Origin of the sequence: Cobetia sp. UIB-001 (genome assembly GCF_044789135.1) — a bacterium.
Lineage (GTDB): Bacteria > Pseudomonadota > Gammaproteobacteria > Pseudomonadales > Halomonadaceae > Cobetia > Cobetia amphilecti.
Genome location: NZ_CP058244.1, coordinates 2,448,362 through 2,467,559 on the forward strand (window position 1 = coordinate 2,448,362; position 19,198 = coordinate 2,467,559).

Genomic DNA, 19,198 nt, shown 5'->3' on the forward strand with positions numbered 1-19,198 from the left:
ATTGCTGGAACACAGAAGCGCTGTCCATACTCGAGTCACCGGGTAGTACTCCCCCTTTCACCACGACAGGAACGCCACAATGACAACAACCGTCGGTGTCATCGGACTGGGCAACATGGGCGGCGGCATGGCCGCGACTCTCGCCCGTCATGACTTCCCCGTATTCGGGTTCGATCTATCACAGGCTGCGCGTGACAAGGCGGCTGCGTCAGGCGTCACGCCGGTCGATTCCCTCACCGAGCTTCTCGAGAAGGTTGAGGTGGTGATTCTCTCACTGCCCAAGGCCGAGCATGTCGAACGCCTGTGTCTGGGCGGCGAAGATGCGCCAGTCAGCGATGCAGCAGACGACCACCAGGCCGAAAGCCTGCTGGCCCTGGCCAGGCCGGGACTGATCGTGATCGACACCACCACCTCGACTCCCGAGACCAGCCGCAAGGTGGCAGCGGCGCTGGCGACGCGCGGTATCGACTTCATCGACGCCCCGGTGTCCGGCGGCCCCAAGGGCGCCGCGAGCGGCAGCATGTCGATGGTGATCGGCGCCGAGGATGAGGTGCTGGCACGCGCCAAGCCAGTGCTTGAGACCATGAGCGGCAGCCGAGTGCACGTCGGTCGCTGCGGGGCGGGCAATGTGGCCAAGATCGCCAACAACATGCTGGCTGCCTGCCATCTGATCAGCACGGCGGAAGCCGTTGCCATGGCCGCCAGAGCGGGCGTCTCCCCCGAGAAGTTGCTGGAAGGCGTGAATGCGGGTTCCGGGCGCAGTGGCGCGAGCCAGGTGATGTTCCCCAACTGGGTGATCAACAAGGCCTACGATTCCGGCTTCACCATGGGCCTGATGCGCAAGGATGTCGGGCTGGCCAGTGAGCTGGCGCAACAGCTCGGGATGGAACTGCCTCTCGCCAACGCCGTCGCCCAGCTCTGGATTGAAAGCAGCGCGACGCTGGATGACAGCGAGGATTTCTGCGCCATCGTGCAACGCACTGACCCGACTCTCTTTGGCCACGGAGCATAAGCCATGCTGACCCACGACATGACCCCGGTACCCTCAACGACTCAGCGTATCGCCGAACTGATGCAGGCGTTTCAGGACAGCAGCCAATCTCAAGACGACACGCTTGTCGTCAGCAGCCTGATCGGTGGCGAGTTCATCAAAGGAAGCGGTGAGCGCATCGAGGTGCGCAACGCCCAGGATGACAGCCTGATGCTGTCCTTCCCGGATGCCGACATCTCTCAGGTCGCGCTCGTCAATGCCGCCAGCCGCGAGGCCCAGCAGCAATGGGCCGCCCTGACCGCCCAGGCCCGCGGGCGCGCCATCTACCGGATAGGCAGCTTGATCCGAGAGCAGGCCGACACCCTGGCCGAACTGGAGGCGCTGAGCGCCAACAAGCCGATTCGCGATGCGCGGGTCGAGGTGGCCAAGGTCGCCGAGATGTTCGAGTACTACGCGGGCTGGGCCGACAAGCTGCACGGCGAGGTGATTCCGGTCCCGACCTCGCACCTCAACTACGTCACCTACGAGCCGCTGGGCACCGTGCTGCAGATCACGCCGTGGAACGCCCCCATCTTCACCGCCGGCTGGCAGATCGCCCCGGCCATCACCGCCGGCAATGCGGTGATTCTCAAGCCCTCGGAGCTGACGGCGCTGTCCTCGCTGGCGCTGGGCGTGTTGATCGAGCGCGCCGGTGTGCCGCGCGGGCTGGTCAATGTCATCGCCGGTTACGGCCATAGCATCGGCCAGGCGTTGATCGCCGAGGGCGACATTCGCAAGGTGGTATTCGTCGGCTCACCCGCCACCGGCCGCCACATCGCCACCGCCGCGGCGCAGCGCTGCATCCCCTGCGTGCTGGAGCTGGGCGGCAAGTCCGCCAACATCGTGTTCGAGGATGCCGATCTCGAGGTGGCCCTGCGCGGCGCCCAGGCGGCCATCTTCTCCGGCGCCGGCCAGAGCTGCGTGTCCGGCTCGCGCCTGCTGGTGCAGGCCTCGATCTTCGACAAGTTCACCACTGCGCTGGCCGAGGCCGCCACGCAATTCACCCTCGGTGACCCGCAGGACCCGGCGACCCAGATCGGCCCGATCAACAACGCGAAGCAATACCAGCATGTGACGTCGATGCTTGCCGGCGCCATCGAGGACGGCGCGCGTCTCGCCGATGGCTCAGCAGACCCCGTACCGGACACCGGCGGCTATCATGTCGCGCCGACGGTACTGCTGGGTGACAACGCCATGGCCTGCGCGCAGGAAGAGATCTTCGGCCCGGTCGTGGTCGCCATTCCCTTCGAGGAGGAAGCCGAGGCCATCCGCATCGCCAACGACAGTCGCTTCGGGCTGGCCGGCGCCGTCTGGACGCGCGACGTCGGGCGCGCCCACCGCGTGGCACGCCAGGTGCGTGCCGGCACCTTCTGGGTCAATGGCTACAAGACCATTCACGTCAGCTCGCCCTTCGGCGGCTACGGCGAGAGTGGCTATGGCCGATCCTCAGGGCTGGATGCGCTGCGCGAATACAGCGAAGTGAAGAGCGTGTGGGTCGAGACAGCAGCCGAGCCCGCCGCCAGCTTCGGCTATGGAGCGAGTCTGGAGTAGCGAGATGTGATCGTGTTGCCTGTCAGCAGGGCAGCGCCCAAGACAAGCAGTGGTTGACGGGATGCATGGCCTTGAAATGCCATGCATCCTTGCTCCCTCCCCGCATGACACCGCAAGGCGCCGTGGATTTCCCTCCACGGCGCCTTGCGGCGTTTGACGGCATGCGCCAGCATCGACTTCCGACTTCTGATTTCCGAATTCTGAGTCCTGGCGTCGCGGCCAGTGGCAAGCAGTACTCCCGTGACAAGCAGCACTCCCGTGACAAGCAGTACTCCCGAGACAAGGCATCCGTCCATCGCCCCGACGACACAAGGATACGTGAATGCGCGTCAAGACCGACTTCTCCCATCGCGTCCGCGAGATCGAGCACACGCTGATTCCGCTCTCGGACGGCACGCAGCTGGCCGCCAGAATCTGGCTGCCGGAAGACGCGGAACAGGCACCAGTGCCGGCCATCCTCGAATACCTGCCCTACCGCAAGAGTGACGGCACCATCGCGCGTGATGCCCTCACCCACCCCTACTTCGCGGGCCACGGCTACGCGTCAGTGCGCGTCGACATGCGCGGCAACGGCGAATCCCAGGGGCTGATGGAGGATGAATATCTGCCACTGGAGCAGTCCGATGCGCTGGAGGTGATCGACTGGATCGCCAATCAGCCATGGTGCACCGGCAAGCTCGGCATGATGGGCATCTCCTGGGGTGGCTTCAATTCGCTGCAACTGGCCGCGCACCGGCCCGAACCGCTCAAGGCTATCATCACTCTCTGCTCCACCGATGATCGCTACACGGATGACATCCACTACAAGGGTGGCTGCCTGCTCAACGAGAACCTGGCCTGGGCCGCCACCATGCTGAGTTTCTCCGCAGCACCGCCGGACCCGCGTCTGGTCGGTGATGAATGGCGCACCATGTGGCAGGAACGCTTGGACGAGATGCCGCTGCTGGCCGAGACGTGGCTTTCGCATCAGCACCGCGATGAATACTGGAAGCAGGGCTCCATCAACACCAATTACGCCGATATCGAAGCGGCGGTCTATACCATCGGTGGCTGGGGAGATGCCTACAAGAACACCGTCGGGCGGATGATGGAAAACCTGAGCTGCCCGCGCAAGGCGCTGATCGGCCCGTGGATTCACAAGTATCCGCACTTCGCGGTGCCCAATCCGGCCATCGGCTTCCTGCAGGAAGCGCTGCGCTGGTGGGACCACTGGCTGAAAGGCGAGGAAAACGGCGTGATGGACGAGCCGTCCGCCACCTTCTATCTGCAGGACTCCCTGCCGCCGAAGACGATGTATGCCGAACGTCCGGGGCGCTGGGTGCAGACGGATGACTGGCCCGCCAGCGATGTCGAGATGCACCAGATGTCGCTGAGCGAGTCAGGCCTGAGCGACGACGCACGTCAGGGCCAGCAGGCACTGTCCAGGCCGGTCGTGGTGGATTCACCGCTGACCGCTGGCCGTCATCAGGGCGAGTATTGCGCCATCTGGTTCGGGCCTGACCTGCCGGGAGATCAGCGGCTCGATGATGCACTCGCCGTGTGCTTTGACAGTGAACCGCTCGACGCGCCGCTGGATATCCTTGGCAAGCCCAGGCTCACGCTGACACTGACCAGCGACCAGACCTGTGGCCAGCTGACGGTGCGCCTGAGTGATGTGCAGCCGGATGGTCAGGTCGCACGCATCACCTACGGCGTGCTCAACCTCGCGCTGCGCGATCATGACAACCCGCAGCCTCTCACTCCGGGCGAGCCCATCAATATCGAGCTGGAACTGGACATGGCGGGCTATCGGATTCCAGCCGGCCACCGTCTGCGCGTGGCACTGGCGACAGCCAACTTCCCGATGGTGTGGCCTGCACCCCGGCGAGCGGCTCTGACCCTGCAACCGGGCCTGCAATCACTCGCGCTGCCGGTCTTTACCGGCGAGGCCGTCGACACCCCCTTCGCGGCGCCGGAATCCGCCCCACCGGCCAACATCAGCGAGCAGCGTGCCGCCAGGCCGAGTCGCAGCGTGGTCGAAGATGCGGCCAGCGGCGAAGTCACTACCATCGTCGCGGATGACCTGGGCGCGATGACGCTCGAGGACAGCGGCATGCGGGTCGAGTATCGCTGTACCGAGCGCTATACCGCGCACCCGCAAGATGCGGATCGTACCCGTGCCGAGATCGTCTGGCACTACCACGCCGGCCGCGATCAACTCGGGCGTGACAGTGCGCTTGGCGAGACCACCCCGGGCCAGTTCGACGTCCGCGTCGAGAGCCACTATCGCATGCGCTGCGACGCCGAGAACTTCTATCTCGAAGCCGAGCAGATCGCCTGGCAAGACGACGAGGAAGTCCATCGCCGTGACTGGCAGCGCACTCTGCCGAGAACATCGGTCTGAGGCGCCCGCTCAGGCGCCTGGCGCGTATCTGTCCTGCGAACGTTGCTGCCAGGCGGCCAGTTCCGCCGCCAGATAGGGCATGAAGCGCTGCCCCTGACGCGAGACGGGATGGAAGCGCGAGGTGACCAGCGCGACATCCAGATTGATGATCGGTGTGAAGGGCACGATGCGCAGATGGCAATCGCGGCGGGCCAGCATCGCCTCCGCCGTCACCGGATCGATCAGGGCGATCCCCAGCCCTTCATTGACGAGCATCGCGACCGAGGGAAACAGATGGGTCTCGATGCTCGCCTGCAAGGTCATGCCGACCTGCTGGAAGGCACCCGCGAGTTTCAGAGTACTCTGGTGATGCTGGTCCAGCGTGATGATGGTCTCCCCGGCCAGGTCCGCCGGGCTCAGTGATGCCTTCTCGGCGAGAGGATTGCCTTCGGGAACCGCAAGCGCCATGCACAGCCGATACTCCTCGAGCACCAGCTCCTCGATGGCGGCGTCCGACTCGATCACGCCGAGATCGAACTGGCCCTCGGCGACCCACTCGGCGATCTTGCGCGAACTGAACGTCTGCAACGACAGGCGGCTGTCGGGAAAATCGACCAGATAGCGCGCCATCACTCGGGGCATCACCGTGGGAGACAGCCCCGGCATCGAGGCCACGGTGAGCTTGCCGGCATGGCCGTCTCGCAGCCCATCGGTCAGCTCATCAAGGTGGCCCACCGAGGCCAGCACCTTGTCGACCCCCTCGGCCAGATGGACGGCTTCCGGCGTCAACTGGGTACCGTAGTGGTTGCGGCGAAAGAGCAGAAAGCCGACTTCGCTTTCCAGATTGGTGATCGCCGTGCTCACCGCGGGCTGGGTGATGGCCAGGCGACGCGCTGCCTGGGAGAGACTGCCCGTACGTACCACTTCCTGAAAGATCTGCAATTGACGCAGGTTGTGTCTGAGTTTCATGACGGCTGGGCTCTCATCTCATGGCAGGGCTCTCGTGGCAGAGCTCTTGTGGCAAAGCTCTTGTGGCAAAGCTCTCGCGGCGGGGCACTCATGTCCGGATTCTCGAGACTAGCCTTTCTCGGGCAGACTCTAAATTGTTCTTATGACTTAATAGACAGCCTTTAGTTGTGCTTATACCCCCTGCGGGAGGAAGCTGACCAGACCCTCATAACCAACAACAAAGGGCCACAGACAATGCATATGATCGACCTCATGGGGCTATTGCTGTATTTCGCGATACTGCTCTACATCGGCTACCGCAGTGCCAGGAAGACCTCCAGCAGTGCCGACTTCGCCGTCGCCGGCAACAAGATCATCTGGCCGGTGCTGTTCGCCACGCTCGCCGCTTCCTTCCTAGGCGGGGGCGCCTCGATGGGCCGCGCCGGCAAGGCCTTCGATGAGGGCTATGCCTTCATGTTCGCGGCCTCCGCCTTCCCCATCGCCACCATCATCGCAGGCCTCTACATCGCACCGCGCCTCAAGCGCTATGCGGGCGCCCAGACGGTCGGTGACATCATGGCGCATCACTATGGTCGCAGCGCTCGCCTGCTGACCGGCATCTTCTCGCTGATCTTCTGCGTCGGCATCCTCGGCGCTCAGGCGCTGGCCATCGGCACCGTCTTCAATGCCATCCTGGGCATCGAGATCAGCACCGGCATCCTGATCGGCATGGCAGTGGTACTGGTGTACTCCACGGCCGGCGGCATGTGGGCCGTGATCCAGACTGACGTGGTGCAGTTCGTGATGCTCGCGGTCTTCCTGCCCATCACCATGATCGTCGGACTCGACAAGATCGGCGGCCCCGATGCCCTGATCGCCGCGCTGCCCACCGAGCACTTCAGCATCATGGGCGATTACACGCCGCTGATGTTCATCAGCATCTTCATCGCCTTCCTGCTCGGCGAGACCCTCGTCCCGCCCTACACCCAGCGCGCCCTGTCGGCACCGGATTCCCGTCATGCCAAGATCGGCTACTCGCTGGCCGGCGGCTTCGGTCTGCTGTTCTATGCCGTCAGCTCCACTATCGGCCTGATCGCGCTGGTGCTCTATCCGCAGATCTCGCCGGATCAGGCCATGCCGGAACTGATTCGCGACGCCCTGCCGCTGGGCCTGACCGGTCTGGTGCTCGCCTCACTGCTGGCCGTGGTGATGTCGACGGCGGATTCCTACCTGAACTCGGCAGCGGTCATCTTCGTGACCGACATCTACAAGCCCTTCATCAATCCCGCCATGTCCGGCAAGCAGCAGCTGTGGATCGAGCGCGGCGTCAATCTGGCCATCGGACTGGGCGCCATCGTCTTCGCGCTTTACGCCACCTCGATCATCGATGCGCTGCTGCTGAGCTACGCGCTGTGGGCGCCGACCATCCTGCTGCCGTTCATCTTCGCCGTGCTGTTCAAGATTCGCTGCAAGCGTGCCGGCATCGCCGCGATGCTCGCCGGGGCACTGGCCACCAGCGTCTGGAAGTGGAGCAGCCTGGAACTTGAGGCATTGAGCGGCATCACGCCGCTGATCGCCGGCGTCATCGCCAATATCGTGGTCTTCACCCTCGTCTATCAGTTCTTGAACGTGGCGCCAGATCACAACGGCAATAACGCCCCGACCCAGCCCACCCACTCCTGAGGACCTGACCATGTTCGGACTGACCCTGTATGTGATCTGCCTGCTGAGCATCCTCACCGCCGTGGGCATCGCCATCGCCTCCTGGAAGTTCTACCGCGACAACTGAGCCATCGGCAGGGCCTGCGCCGATCGACCAAGGGCCTTCCAAGGCTCTGTCATGGCCCTGCCACCGTCTTCATCACGCCGATCATGTCGGGCAATCCGCCCGGCATGACCGGCAAAGAGAGTACGCGCGATGACCCCGCAATCCTCCGCCGCCGAAGCGGCGAGTCACGACAGCATTGCCGTCATTGGCGCCGGCATCATCGGTCTGGCGACCTGCCGCGCCTTGCAGGCACGTGGCTATCACGTTCGACTGTATGACCCGAACCCCATCGGCGAAGGCACCTCCTTCGGCAACGCCGGCCTCATCGCCAACTACGCCACCTCACCGATGGCCAGCGGCGATACCCTGCGCCAGCTGCCGGGCCACCTGCTGAGCAGGCAGCCCTCCCTTGCCATCGCCCTGCGCCACACGCCTGCCCTCGCGGATTTCGGCTGGCGCTTCCTCAAGGCGGCAACGCCCTCCAATTTCCAGCGCCACAAGGCGGACCTGATCGCCCTGCTGGCCAATGCCGTCGAACGACAGCATGCCCTGATCGATGATCTGCAGACCAGAGCGCCCACTGCACTGGCCAGCCAGACAGGTTGCCTGCAGATCCAGCGCGACACCGCCATCACCCCGGCATCGCTGGAGAAGATGGCCCAGGCGAAACGTCATGACGGAGTCGAATGTCAGGCACTGGGCGCGAACCAGCTGCGGGATCTGGAACCGTCGCTCAACTCGAAGGGACTGGCAGGCGGCCTCTACTACCCTGATACCCGCCATCTCACCAGCCCGCTGTCACTCAGCCGCCAGCTCTTCGCACAGCTCGAAAAAGGCGGCCTTGAGTGGACGGCGCAGCAGGTCGATGCCCTCACGCCGCTTTCCAGTGGTGGCTGGCGCATCGACACCGCCACCACCTCACAGGAGGTCTCGCATGTGGTGATCTGCGCCGGTATCGCGAGCAATACGCTGCTGGCAGGACTCGGCAAGCGTCTGCCGGTGGTCAGCGAGCGCGGCTATCACATCGAGCTCGCCACATCGCTGCCACTCGCACGCCCGGTGGGCTGGCTGGCGCATCACTTCTACGCCTCGCCCATGGCCGCAGGCATACGCCTGGCGGGCACCACCGAGTTCTGCGCGCCATCGCGCCCCGCCTCGCCGGAGCGTTGGCAAGCCCTCAAGCAATGGGGCGAGACACTCTTCGGTCAGCCGCTCGACGTCGCCCGCCACTGGATGGGCGTGCGTCACTCCACCCCTGATGGCCTGCCGGTAGTAGGCGAAATGCCCGGCTGCCCCGGCCTGCTGCTCGCCTACGGGCATGGCCACCTGGGCCTGACACTCTCGGCCGAGACGGGCGATCTGGTGGCACGCACGGTGGCGCACGAACCCCTGCCGGAATACGCGCGCAGCCTGTCGCCCGCCAGGTTCTGCCAATGATCCCGCTCTCCTGAGCAAGCAGAACTGCACTCTTGCCCATGAAGACGAAAGCCCCTGACAGGCGAGCCTGTCAGGGGCTTCTTGTTTCTTGCGTCAGAGCTTGCAAGAGCTTCTGCTTACAGAAGGTGGAGAGAAAATTTCCGCTCCTCAATACACGAAAGCGAACAGGAAATTGAAGATCAGCGCAGCCCCGAAGCCCAACGGCGCTGCCTTGAACAGCAGCTTGGGCAGTAGGTCATTGCGACGCTCTTCACTGGGGCATGAACCCAGAATCAGGCTACCGCCGGAAGAGAATGGCGAGATAGCGGTGGACTGAGCACCGATGACAATGGCGACAAACAGGATCATCGGGTCAATTCCCAGCTGGGTGGCCAACGCCGGCACGACAGGGAACAGCGCAGGCGTCACCACTCCCAAAGTGCTGGCGAAAAGCGACATGATCGCTGAGATCACTCCAAATACGATCGGCACCGCGTAGACCGGGATATTGCCGCTCACCCAGGAAGCCAGAAGATCGATAGTGCCGACCTTGATGGCAATCGAGATCAGCATGCCGACACCACAGATCATGATGATAGTGCCCCACGGCAGCGAAGCGATCGCCTTGCGCTCATCCCCCAGCTTCATCAACAACGCGATCACCGAGAACACGCTGGCAATCAACCCTATGTTGATGCGGTCGTTGACGTAAGCCACCAGCGCATTATCCGGCAGGATCATCGCGGTGATCGGCGGTGCCAATACAGTGACCATCAACAGCAAGGTCAGACGCAATGTCAGTCGCTGCTCACGGTTCATCGGCGAGGGCTGGGCAGCATCGGTAATTTGCACACCGCCCTGACTTCCTCGCAGCGAGAACAGCACCAGCAGTCCCAGCACCACGATGGGCACGACCATGGTCGCCAGGAAGATGCCGAAACTGTAATGGAAGGCATCACCGGACGAGATGCCGGCACCGGTCATCAAACCTTGAAAGATGATGCCACTCTGACTGGAAACGAAGTTGGCCCCCGCCAACGCGCCGTAGTTGACTGCCATGGCACCGACGATCAGCGACAGGCGAGTCTTGTCACACAACAACAGCGTGATGGGCGCCATGAAGGCCAGTACCGTGTAGTAGCCTGCACCCAACGCCGAGATGATCACCGACGAAAAGAAGATGGCAAACGGCAACAAGGCTGGCACATTGCGACAGCGGTATAGCAGATGTTCCGCCAGCTTCTCAAGCGTGCCGTTGACGATGGCGAAGTTATAGAACAGACAGACCGAGAAGATGATGAAGAAGATCTTCAGCGGCCATAGGCCGATCACCTCGTTGGGCGACATTCCAAGCCAGAAGCAGCCAATCAGATAGGAGAAGGCAATGGCGAACAGACCGATGTTCAGGCGCAAGCGATAGCCCAAGACGATCGAGACCACGATGGCCAGTATGACGACAAGACTCGACATGGCGAACACTCTTGTTATGTGGGGACAGGGCAGATGTGGCAGGACAATGAAGTTACAGCTGCAGCAGACGACGCGGGTTGTGGATCATTACCTGTTCGATCAGCTCCGGGCTCAACAACAGCTCGCGCATGCACCGGGTCTGGGCTGCATGATCGGCCACGTGTTCGAAACGGGTGTGCGGCCAGTCGCTGCCCCAGATCAGCCGCTGGTCATTGCCCATGGCCTGGCGCAACACGGCGAGCGAGCGTCGTGACTGCTCAAGCGTTGCGCCCGAGCGATACGGCGCGGAGACCTTGACCCACAGCTGCGGAGAACTCACCAGCGTCAGAAAGCGCTGATGATCGGGGAGTCCAGGAGTAAGCTCACCCTCCTTCGGCAGGCCGAAGTGGTCGATCACCAGTGTCACGCCAGTCTCGATCAAGCTCGGCAGAAAGTCGGCGAGATCGGCCACGCTGCGCTGGATTTCTACATGCCATCGGCGGCGCGCCAGCTCACGATAGAGCGACAGCCATTCCTCCCCGAGATAGTCCGCCGGTGTCGCACCGATCAGATTGAGGCGAATGCCGACCACGCCCTTCGCTCCCATGCGATCCAGCTCCGCCATGGAGATGGCACTGTCAACCACTACCACGCCCTTGAGGCGCTCAGGAGATGCGGCAAGCGCCTGTAGCAGGAAACGATTGTCGGTGCCCAGAAAGCTTGGCTGGACCAGCAGGCCATGTGACAGCCCCTGCGAATCCAGCTGCGCCAGATATGCGTCGACCGTGGCATCATACTCAGGGCAATAGCGACGACCTTCCACCATGGGGAGGTCATGAAGAAAGACATGGGCGTGGCAATCAACGCCACGACAGGAAGTCAGTGAATCTACAGTCATCAGGGTCACTCACTATCGATGTGTATGTCAGGAAGCAGGAATATCAGGCCATGCCTCCCGTAATTCATGCAAACATATATATGTATTTCGAGTGACAGGTTAGCGTAAAACTTACGCTGATAGCAGAGACCCATGACCAAAGGAGTAATGCATGCCGCAAGCACGGTCAGTTCGGGGGATCACTGGAACGGACAGCCGACTACCGCTTTACCAGCGCCTTCGCGATGAATTCCTTCTGCAGATCGCCGAGGGTCATTGGGTGCCGGGCACCCCCATCCCGACCGAAGCCGAGATGACGCGAGAGTATGAAGTCGCGATCGGCACGGTTCGCAAGGCCATCGAGACACTGGTGCAGGACGGTATCCTGGAGCGCCAGCAAGGACGCGGTACCTTCGTTCGCCGCCCGGAATTCACGCATTCGTTGTCGCGCTTCTTCCGTCAGGTCGACTCGCAGGGCATTACCCGGATTCCGGAGAGCGATATCCTGTCATTGGAGAGCGAGCCTGCCAGCCAGCATGTCAGGCAGGCACTGAACCTTGGAGCCAGAGCAGGAGTCATCCACTTGGAGCGTCTACGCCGCCTGGAGGGAAAACCGCTGTTCCATGAGCGGATCTGGCTCCCTCAGAAGCGCTTTGCCGCACTGCTCGAGACCCCGAAGGATGCACTGGGTGACCTGCTTTACCCGACCTACGAAACACTATGTGGGCAGCTGGTCGCCCATGCGCGGGAAACACTCTCCATCGGCGTGGCAGACGCATCTACCTCTGAGCTACTAGGTGTAGCCCTCGAGACACCAGTCGTGGTGATCGACCGTATCGCCAGCGGCTTTGATGGCACTCCGTTGGAGCTGAGGCGCTCCTACGGTATCGCCAGCGAGTTCCGTTATCAGATCGAGATCGCCTGATATCTCAAGAGGGAGAGAGCAGGATGCAACGAGGGAAATTTCCAGCGCACGCTAGAACATGTTCCTGAGGTCAAGCCTTCATGCCCCGCGAGAAACCTATAAGCCTGCACCCTTCATCTACGTGAGGTAGTGCAAAAACAAGAAGCCCCTGACAGGCGAACCTGTCAGGGGCTTCTTGTCTCTTGCGTCAGAGCCGGGCTCATCAGCGCAGGGCTTGTCAGAGCGCCCCACCCAACCCGCTCGTTCAGGAAGATGGGGGTTGTGGACGCCCGGGCTGGGACGCGTACTCGACGCCATGCGCCTGCAGATACTCGCGGATCAACTGACGGACGACCTGAGACGGCGTCTGATCCTGCGAGGCACACAGCTGCTCGAAGGCCTGCTTCTTGTGCGGGTCAATCATCAGGGTCAGGCGTGCGGTCTTCTTTTCCATCTTCAGCTCTCCCGAAATCATTAACATCAGATGGTAATACCGGGACGCCGATACCGACAAGCCAATCCTTGCGAACCCGCGTCGAACCTCTGGGCAAGCGAATGACGATCATGCTAATTACATGTTAATGTTTTTACCATGTGATTATCATGTGATCATGACAGGGCAGTCCGTCACAGACGGCTGGCCTGCTGTCGCCTGGCGCAGTGTCATGTTCGGACATGCCACGCCATGCCCTGATACGGCCAGCACCAGGTTCAGCGTCGAGATTCCCTCCGCGAGGACCCGCCCCGATGACCTCCAAGCGCTCTCCCATGCGCCTGCCCCCGATTGCCACCGGCCTGCGCAGTGCATGGCACTCAGGCTACGGCCTCACCGATCTGCGTCAGGATATTCTGGCCGGGTTGACCATCGGCACCGTGGCAGTGCCGTTGTCCATGGCACTGGCCATCGCGGCCGGGGTCGCGCCACAGCATGGCCTTTATACGGCCATCGTCGCGGGGGCAATCATCGCCATGACGAGCGGCTCACGCGTCAACGTCTCCGGGCCCACCGCGGCCTTCGTGGTGATCCTGTTTCCCATCGTTCAGCAGTACGGACTCGGCGGCCTGTTGATCGCCACCATGATGGCGGGGGCGATTCTGGTACTGCTGGGGCTGACGCACATGGGGCGGCTGATCCAGTTCGTGCCCTATCCGGTCGTGCTCGGTTTTACCGCCGGCATCGCCGTGGTGATCGCCGTCCTGCAGGTGCCTGACTTTCTGGGCCTGAGTGTCGGCCAGCTCAGCGAGCACTTCGTCGAGAATGTCGGGCATATTCTGGCCGCCCTGCCGACGCTGAACCCTCATGAGCTCTCCATCGGGGTCTTTTCACTGACCGTCATGCTGCTGTGGCCACGCCTGCATCTGCCCGTCCCCGCACCACTGGTCGGCTTGATCGTCGGCGCACTGGCGGCCCATGCGCTCGACCTCGCCTTCGGCGGTGACACCCAGGGTCCGCTGGTGGAAACCATCGCCTCCCGCTTCAGCTGGGAAGCGGCGGGCAGCAGCGGCACGGGGATTCCGCCCATCGCCCCAACGCTGGTGGCTCCCTGGCAGCTGCCCGACGTGAATGGCCAGCCGCTGACACTGGATTTCGAGCTGATCCGTGCATTGATGGGGCCCGCCATCGCCATTGCCATGCTGGGGGCGATCGAATCCCTGCTGTGCTCGGTGGTATCCGATGGACTGACGCGAACGCGCCATGACCCGGATGCGGAGTTGATCGGCCAGGGGCTGGGAAATCTGATAGCACCGTTGTTCGCGGGCATTACGGCCACTGCCGCCATCGCACGCACCGCCACCAACATTCGCTGCGGAGCCCGTTCACCACTAGCGGCAGTGGTGCATTCCGCGGTGGTACTGCTTGCGGTGATCGCACTGGCGGATCTGCTGGGGAAGGTGCCGATGGCAACATTGGCGGCGCTGCTGTTCATCGTCGCCTGGAACATGAGTGAAGCTCGCCACTTCGTGCATAGCCTGCGTTCCGCCCCGGGAGGCGATGTGGCGATCCTGTTGATCTGCTTCGGCCTCACCGTGCTGTTCAACATGGTGCTGGCGGTAGCAGTTGGCGTCGGTCTGGCGGCGGCGCTGTTCATACGCCGCATGATGCAGCTGACGCAGCCCCGCCAGATCACCGACACGCCACAGGGCGAGGCGCTTCGCCAGACACCGTGCGAGGGAAGCGACAGCAGCGCCATCGCGCTCTACGACATCGATGGCCCCCTGTTCTTCGGCGTGGCCGAGAAGGCGCTGACCTCACTGCGCCTGGTCGATGACAGGGTCCGGGTCGTGATTCTCGACATGAGCGATGTACCGAGCATGGATGGCACGGCCATCGTGGCCCTGAAATCCCTGATCGATGACATGCATCTCCAGCGAGTGGCGCTGATTCTGGCGGGGCTGCCGAGCCATCTGATCGTCAAGCTGCGCCGGGCCGGCATTCACACGCGTGCGCACAAGCTCAGCTGGTGCCGCAGCCTGCCACGCGCCGTCGCCGTGGCACGTCGCTGGCTGGGCGAGCACTAGCCTAGCGAGCATCGTGCTCTGGCTATCTTCACAGGCCGCTTGCGTGCCTTCAGGCCGCATTTTCACGTCTCCTGATACGACAATGCCTCTGATCGGTGACGATCAGAGGCATTGTCGTGGGTCATGACTTCTTGGCGGAACGCTTACCTGTCGAGGGGCTTGCCTCTGGAGGGGCTTGCCTATTGTGGGGCTTACTTCTTGAGAGGCTAAGGCGCATGAACGCCTTCGAACATGCGTCGGCGCGCGCCTTCGAGATGCGCCCGCATCGCACTTTCGGCCGCTGTGGCGTCCTTGTCGGCAATCGCATCGATGATCGCCTGATGCTCATCCTGGACGATGCGCAGGCGCTCTTCCGAGGCGCGCAGTGACAGGCCGCGCGTCAGGTTCATGCCCTCCTTGATGCTCTGGTTGAGCGAGCGCAGCACGGTGGCGTAGTAGTGATTGCTGGCCGCTTCGGTGATCGCCAGATGGAACTCGAAGTCTTCATCCGAGGCGCGATCATGGTTGAGATTGGCCTGGTTGATGGCTTCGAAGCGCTGGCGAATGTGCTCCAGCTGCTCCGGGGTGCGCCGCAGTGCGGCAAGGCCCGCCGCACTGGCCTCGACATTGGTGCGAAACTCGAAGCAACGCTGGATGTCGGCGATGCTGGAGATGCGCGCGAATTCGAGCACGGCGCTGTCGGGTCGATTGATGACGAAGCTGCCGGAGCCCCGCCGCGAGACGACGAGATTGTCCTCGCGCAGCCGCGCCAGCGCATCACGCAGCACCGGGCGCGACACCTCATACAGCTCACACAGGCGCGCCTCGGTAGGCAGCTTCTTGTTGACGGGGTAATCACCGCTGATGATGGCCGCCAGAATCTTCTCGTAGACCACCAGCGCCAGTGAATGCTTGGCTGCGTCACTCATCGTGTCATGTCGCCCTTTCTCATCACTCTTGGTCCACCTTCAGGCATGTCGGATGGTGTGCAATTCTACCGGAAACCCTGCCAGTTGAGGAAAGGCCGCGCGGCTGACGCCCGTTCAGGCATCCTGGGGCTGAGTCGCTTCCTCTGCCTGCGGTGCCTTGCGCCCTGCCTTCACGCCATTGACGATGATCATGCTCCACACCGCCACCGCGGCGATGGCCAGCACCATGGCGATGGGACGGTCCACGAAGGCGGTCAGGTCGCCATTGGACTTGAGAATCGAGCGCATGAAGTTGCTCTCGACGATCGGTCCGAGAATCACCGCCAGAATCATCGGCCCGACCGGGAAGTCGTTCTCGGCCATGAAGAAGCCCATCAGGCCGATGCCGAGCATGATCCAGATATCGAACATGGCATTGTTGGCCGCGAAGGCACCGACGATGCAGAACATCAGGATCAGCGGGAACAGGATGCCGGTGGGGATCGACAGGATGTGACGCGCCCCGCGGATCGCCATGAAGCCCAGCGGCAACAGCAGCAGGTTGGCCAGCACGAAGACCATGAAGATGGCGTTCACCAGCGGCGCCTGGTCGGTGAAGACGTCCGGCCCCGGGGTGATGCCCTTGGTCATCAGGACGCCGATGATGATCGCCGTCACCGTATCGCCCGGGATACCGAACACCAGCGCAGGAATGTAGGCACCGGAGAGCGAGGCATTGTTGGCGGAACTGGCCGATACCAGGCCTTCGGGATGGCCCTTGCCGAACTTCTCCGGCGTTCGGGAGAACTTGCGGCTGACGGCATAGCTGATCCAGGAGGCGATGTCAGCACCGGCGCCGGGCAGAGAGCCGATCACGGTTCCCAGTGCCCCGCCGCGCAGCACGCCGCCCTTGTACTTCCACAGGGTCGAGCCGACGCCCTCGAAGGGACGCTTGATGACCGGCGGCACGATCGGCGCCGGGTTGCGCGTCTCTGGCATGCGGCGAATCAGCTCGGAGATCGCGAACAGACCGATCAGCACCGGCAGGATGGAGATACCGGCCAGCAGGTCGTAGTTGCCGAAGGTGAAACGCATCTGGCCGGAGACACTGTCCATGCCCACCATCGCGATGACCAGACCCGCCAGCATCGAGATGCCGCCCTTGAGCGGATCACGCCCCGAGACGAGGATCGCGCAGGACAGCCCCAGCAGTGCCAGCCAGAAGTACTCATCGCTGGTGAACTGGATGGCGAACTCGGCGATGCGCGGTGCGAAGAAGGCCAGGATCAGCACCCCGATCACGCCGCCGATCATCGAGCAGGTCACGTTGAGGCCCAGCGCCAGACCCACCTTGCCCTGCTTGCCCATCGCATAGGCTTCCTCGGTATACACCGCCGAGGCTGGCGTACCGGGGATTCGCAACAGCGCCCCGGGAATGTCCCCGGCCACGATCGCCATGGCCGTGGCGGACACGATGGCGGCGATGGCCGGCAGCGGGTCCATGAAGAAGGTGACCGGCACCAGCAGGGCCGTGGCCATGGTGGCGGTCAGGCCCGGAATCGCGCCCATGAACAGCCCGAAGAGGGAGGCGGCCAGGATGATCAGCATCACTTCCCAGGTGAAGACCATCGTGGCGGCTTGCAGTAAGTCACTCATCAGTAGATCACCTTTTCCAGCAGTCCCAGCTCGAGCGGCACGTGCAGCAACTGGCCGAACACGCCCCAGATCACCCCCGTCGCCGTCACCGCGATGCCGGCAGCGGGCATCCAGCGACGATGATGGAAGGTGTAGAGCAGCAAGGTGAGCAATACGAAGGACACCACGGGGAAGCCGACCACCGGGGTGAGATAGATGTAGGCGATGATGGAGGCACAGATGGCCACCAGCGTCAGAATGAAGGTGATCAGCGGCACGGGGTGCTGCCAGGCAAACCAGACTTCACGATTGCGCAGCCCACGGACGAGCAGGATGGCCCCGAACAGTATCAGCAGTGCGCCGATGACGGTGGGAAAGGTACCGGCCCCATATTCCTGGCGCGGCAGGTTCTTCAGGTCGAGGGAGGCATATATGACGGCAGCCCCGAAGGCTGCCGTCACCACACCCGTTACCTTGTCGTTGGTACGCATGTGCGGTTACTCATGAAGACTCAGGAGGAAACGTTCGAACACCAAGCGATGCGACGTGCTCAGTTGGCCAGCCCCAGCTTTTCGATGGTGGCAGCGTTCTTTTCGTCCTGATCTTTCATGAAGGCACGGAACCCTTCGGCATCTTCCCACACGGTGCCGTAACCGCGACTGGCCATGAAGTCCTGGAACTGCTCGGACTTCCAGACCTTCTCGGTGGCTTCAGACAGACGCGCGGTGACCTCTTCCGGCAGACCCTCAGGGCCGACCAGACCACGCCAGGAACCCTGGCTCCACTCGGAACCGGTCAGCTCCTTGGCAGACGGAATGTCATCGAAGGAATCGACACGCTCATTGGCGAGTACCGCCAGCGCCTTGACGCGCCCCGACTGACGCATGGATTCGATTTCCGGCAGCGAGGAAAACACGATATCCACGCCACCGGCGGCCAGTTCCTGCAGACCCGGTGCCGCGCCTTCGCTGGGTACCAGCGTCACGTCATTCGGGTTGATGCCCTGCTGATCCAAGAAGCCCGCGAAGGACAGATGGTAGGCCGCCCCCGGCGCAGAACCGGACACGGTGTAGTCACTGGGGTTGGCCTTCAGCGCGGACAGCGCATCATCCAGCGTCTTCCATTCGGAATCGGCATTCACGGTGAAGGAGGCGTAGTCCAGATTGAGCAGCGCGATCGGCGTGAAGTCCTCATAGGACAGTTGCGCGGTGCCGATGTGCTGATAGGTGGCGATCTCTGCCGTGCCAAGCCCCAGGGTATAGCCGTCGGGACGCGCCATCTTCATGGCCATGTGCCCCACCACCCCGGAACCGCCGGTCTTGTTGACCACATTGACCGGCTGACCGAGCTCTTCCTGCAGGCCCGCCGCCAGCTGACGACTGACCGCATCGGTACCGCCACCGGCAGACCAGGGCACGATCAGCGTGATGGGCTTGTAGGGATAGTCGGCTGCCATCACCGCGGAAGCGGACAGGGTCAGCACGGAGGCGCAGAGGACTTGTGACAATTTACGCATGGCGAAGACTCTCTCGTTGTCTTGTTATGGAGGCGTTGCGTGGCTGTGTCGATTGTGGCGTTGCAGCGTGGGGCAGCCACTTTGAGGGTTGGCGATGACTGCCCCGAATACGCAGATCAGTGTCAGCGGGATGCACGAATTTTACAAGTTATGACAACTTGAACTTTAGACCAATCCAAAAATGGACGGCAGGGAGGGAGCGGGGGTTGCAGGTCGTGACAGGCTGACCGGATCAACCCCTAGGATAGCCGACCCCGGCCCCTGCGACCCTTATCCAATGGCCGCAACGTCTTGCGGCGCGTCGGCCGATCCGCATCACACGAATTGCCACAAAC

15 protein-coding genes are annotated in these 19,198 nt (G+C 62.7%); 7 read left to right on the forward strand and 8 right to left on the reverse strand.

Translation table 11 applies throughout. From position 1 onward, the window contains the following. Positions 1–79: 79 nt before the first annotated feature. The 3 genes from HA399_RS10205 (at position 80) to HA399_RS10215 (ending at position 4,964) form a co-directional block, all read left to right on the forward strand. Entirely contained in the window at positions 80–1,012 is a 933-nt protein-coding gene (locus tag HA399_RS10205; protein WP_215822996.1) for an NAD(P)-dependent oxidoreductase, read from the forward strand. A 3-nt stretch (positions 1,013–1,015) separates the two neighbouring features. Continuing rightward, positions 1,016–2,581, forward strand: a complete 1,566-nt coding sequence (locus HA399_RS10210; RefSeq protein ID WP_404324871.1) for an aldehyde dehydrogenase family protein — start codon at positions 1,016–1,018, stop codon at positions 2,579–2,581. A gap of 322 nt (positions 2,582–2,903) precedes the next feature. Beyond that, positions 2,904–4,964, forward strand: coding sequence for a CocE/NonD family hydrolase (locus tag HA399_RS10215; RefSeq protein ID WP_404324872.1), 2,061 nt, complete (start codon positions 2,904–2,906; stop codon positions 4,962–4,964). Positions 4,965–4,973: 9 nt separating this feature from the next. Here HA399_RS10215 and HA399_RS10220 read toward each other — a convergent pair whose 3' ends face one another. Beyond that, complete coding sequence (locus HA399_RS10220) at positions 4,974–5,912, reverse strand: LysR family transcriptional regulator (protein WP_404324873.1); 939 nt, start codon at positions 5,910–5,912, stop codon at positions 4,974–4,976. Between the two features lie 234 nt (positions 5,913–6,146). Between HA399_RS10220 and HA399_RS10225 the strand changes: the two genes are divergently transcribed. Next, the gene (locus HA399_RS10225) at positions 6,147–7,574 is read left to right on the forward strand and encodes a sodium:solute symporter (protein ID WP_404324874.1); all 1,428 of its coding nucleotides are present in this window, start codon (positions 6,147–6,149) and stop codon (positions 7,572–7,574) included. A gap of 235 nt (positions 7,575–7,809) precedes the next feature. Then, the gene (locus HA399_RS10230) at positions 7,810–9,096 is read left to right on the forward strand and encodes an FAD-dependent oxidoreductase (protein WP_404324875.1); all 1,287 of its coding nucleotides are present in this window, start codon (positions 7,810–7,812) and stop codon (positions 9,094–9,096) included. Positions 9,097–9,243: 147 nt separating this feature from the next. On the opposite strand, the gene HA399_RS10235 is transcribed toward HA399_RS10230, so the two are convergent. Next, on the reverse strand, positions 9,244–10,545 hold the full coding sequence (locus HA399_RS10235) for an SLC13 family permease (protein WP_192839290.1): 1,302 nt from the start codon (positions 10,543–10,545) through the stop codon (positions 9,244–9,246). 52 nt (positions 10,546–10,597) lie between these two features. After that, positions 10,598–11,422: an amidohydrolase gene (locus HA399_RS10240; protein ID WP_276315199.1), complete on the reverse strand. Its 825-nt coding sequence runs from the start codon at positions 11,420–11,422 to the stop codon at positions 10,598–10,600. Between the two features lie 151 nt (positions 11,423–11,573). Between HA399_RS10240 and HA399_RS10245 the strand changes: the two genes are divergently transcribed. Then, positions 11,574–12,326 carry a GntR family transcriptional regulator gene (locus HA399_RS10245; protein ID WP_215823002.1) on the forward strand — a complete coding sequence of 251 codons (753 nt, stop codon included), beginning with the start codon at positions 11,574–11,576 and terminating at the stop codon, positions 12,324–12,326. Between the two features lie 244 nt (positions 12,327–12,570). On the opposite strand, the gene HA399_RS10250 is transcribed toward HA399_RS10245, so the two are convergent. Continuing rightward, positions 12,571–12,759, reverse strand: coding sequence for a CopG family transcriptional regulator (locus HA399_RS10250; protein WP_131432268.1), 189 nt, complete (start codon positions 12,757–12,759; stop codon positions 12,571–12,573). 293 nt (positions 12,760–13,052) lie between these two features. Here HA399_RS10250 and dauA point away from each other — a divergent pair, with 293 nt between their 5' ends. After that, positions 13,053–14,825, forward strand: a complete 1,773-nt coding sequence (dauA, locus tag HA399_RS10255) for a C4-dicarboxylic acid transporter DauA (RefSeq protein ID WP_404324876.1) — start codon at positions 13,053–13,055, stop codon at positions 14,823–14,825. A 206-nt stretch (positions 14,826–15,031) separates the two neighbouring features. Here dauA and HA399_RS10260 read toward each other — a convergent pair whose 3' ends face one another. From HA399_RS10260 to HA399_RS10275, 4 genes are all read right to left on the reverse strand, one after another. Continuing rightward, entirely contained in the window at positions 15,032–15,733 is a 702-nt protein-coding gene (locus tag HA399_RS10260; RefSeq protein WP_043334187.1) for a FadR/GntR family transcriptional regulator, read from the reverse strand. A gap of 114 nt (positions 15,734–15,847) precedes the next feature. After that, positions 15,848–17,368 (reverse strand): tripartite tricarboxylate transporter permease, encoded by a 1,521-nt coding sequence (locus HA399_RS10265; RefSeq protein WP_043334188.1) that lies wholly within the window; start codon positions 17,366–17,368, stop codon positions 15,848–15,850. Then, a complete protein-coding gene (locus tag HA399_RS10270; protein ID WP_107334525.1) occupies positions 17,368–17,838 on the reverse strand; it encodes a tripartite tricarboxylate transporter TctB family protein in 471 nt (156 codons plus the stop codon). The genes HA399_RS10265 and HA399_RS10270 overlap by 1 nt, the downstream gene beginning before the upstream one ends. Before the next feature lie 59 nt (positions 17,839–17,897). Then, the gene (locus HA399_RS10275) at positions 17,898–18,863 is read right to left on the reverse strand and encodes a Bug family tripartite tricarboxylate transporter substrate binding protein (RefSeq protein WP_404324877.1); all 966 of its coding nucleotides are present in this window, start codon (positions 18,861–18,863) and stop codon (positions 17,898–17,900) included. Positions 18,864–19,198: the final 335 nt, after the last annotated feature.

Bases quoted from the DNA above. Each gene is read 5' to 3' on its own strand.
- HA399_RS10205 (WP_215822996.1), top strand. From the start codon at position 80: ATGACAACAACCGTCGGTGTCATCGGACTGGGCAACATGGGCGGCGGC.
- HA399_RS10210 (WP_404324871.1), top strand. From the start codon at position 1,016: ATGCTGACCCACGACATGACCCCGGTACCCTCAACGACTCAGCGTATC.
- HA399_RS10215 (WP_404324872.1), top strand. From the start codon at position 2,904: ATGCGCGTCAAGACCGACTTCTCCCATCGCGTCCGCGAGATCGAGCAC.
- HA399_RS10220 (WP_404324873.1), bottom strand. From the start codon at position 5,912: ATGAAACTCAGACACAACCTGCGTCAATTGCAGATCTTTCAGGAAGTG.
- HA399_RS10225 (WP_404324874.1), top strand. From the start codon at position 6,147: ATGCATATGATCGACCTCATGGGGCTATTGCTGTATTTCGCGATACTG.
- HA399_RS10230 (WP_404324875.1), top strand. From the start codon at position 7,810: ATGACCCCGCAATCCTCCGCCGCCGAAGCGGCGAGTCACGACAGCATT.
- HA399_RS10235 (WP_192839290.1), bottom strand. From the start codon at position 10,545: ATGTCGAGTCTTGTCGTCATACTGGCCATCGTGGTCTCGATCGTCTTG.
- HA399_RS10240 (WP_276315199.1), bottom strand. From the start codon at position 11,422: ATGACTGTAGATTCACTGACTTCCTGTCGTGGCGTTGATTGCCACGCC.
- HA399_RS10245 (WP_215823002.1), top strand. From the start codon at position 11,574: ATGCCGCAAGCACGGTCAGTTCGGGGGATCACTGGAACGGACAGCCGA.
- HA399_RS10250 (WP_131432268.1), bottom strand. From the start codon at position 12,759: ATGGAAAAGAAGACCGCACGCCTGACCCTGATGATTGACCCGCACAAG.
- dauA (WP_404324876.1), top strand. From the start codon at position 13,053: ATGACCTCCAAGCGCTCTCCCATGCGCCTGCCCCCGATTGCCACCGGC.
- HA399_RS10260 (WP_043334187.1), bottom strand. From the start codon at position 15,733: ATGAGTGACGCAGCCAAGCATTCACTGGCGCTGGTGGTCTACGAGAAG.
- HA399_RS10265 (WP_043334188.1), bottom strand. From the start codon at position 17,368: ATGAGTGACTTACTGCAAGCCGCCACGATGGTCTTCACCTGGGAAGTG.
- HA399_RS10270 (WP_107334525.1), bottom strand. From the start codon at position 17,838: ATGCGTACCAACGACAAGGTAACGGGTGTGGTGACGGCAGCCTTCGGG.
- HA399_RS10275 (WP_404324877.1), bottom strand. From the start codon at position 18,863: ATGCGTAAATTGTCACAAGTCCTCTGCGCCTCCGTGCTGACCCTGTCC.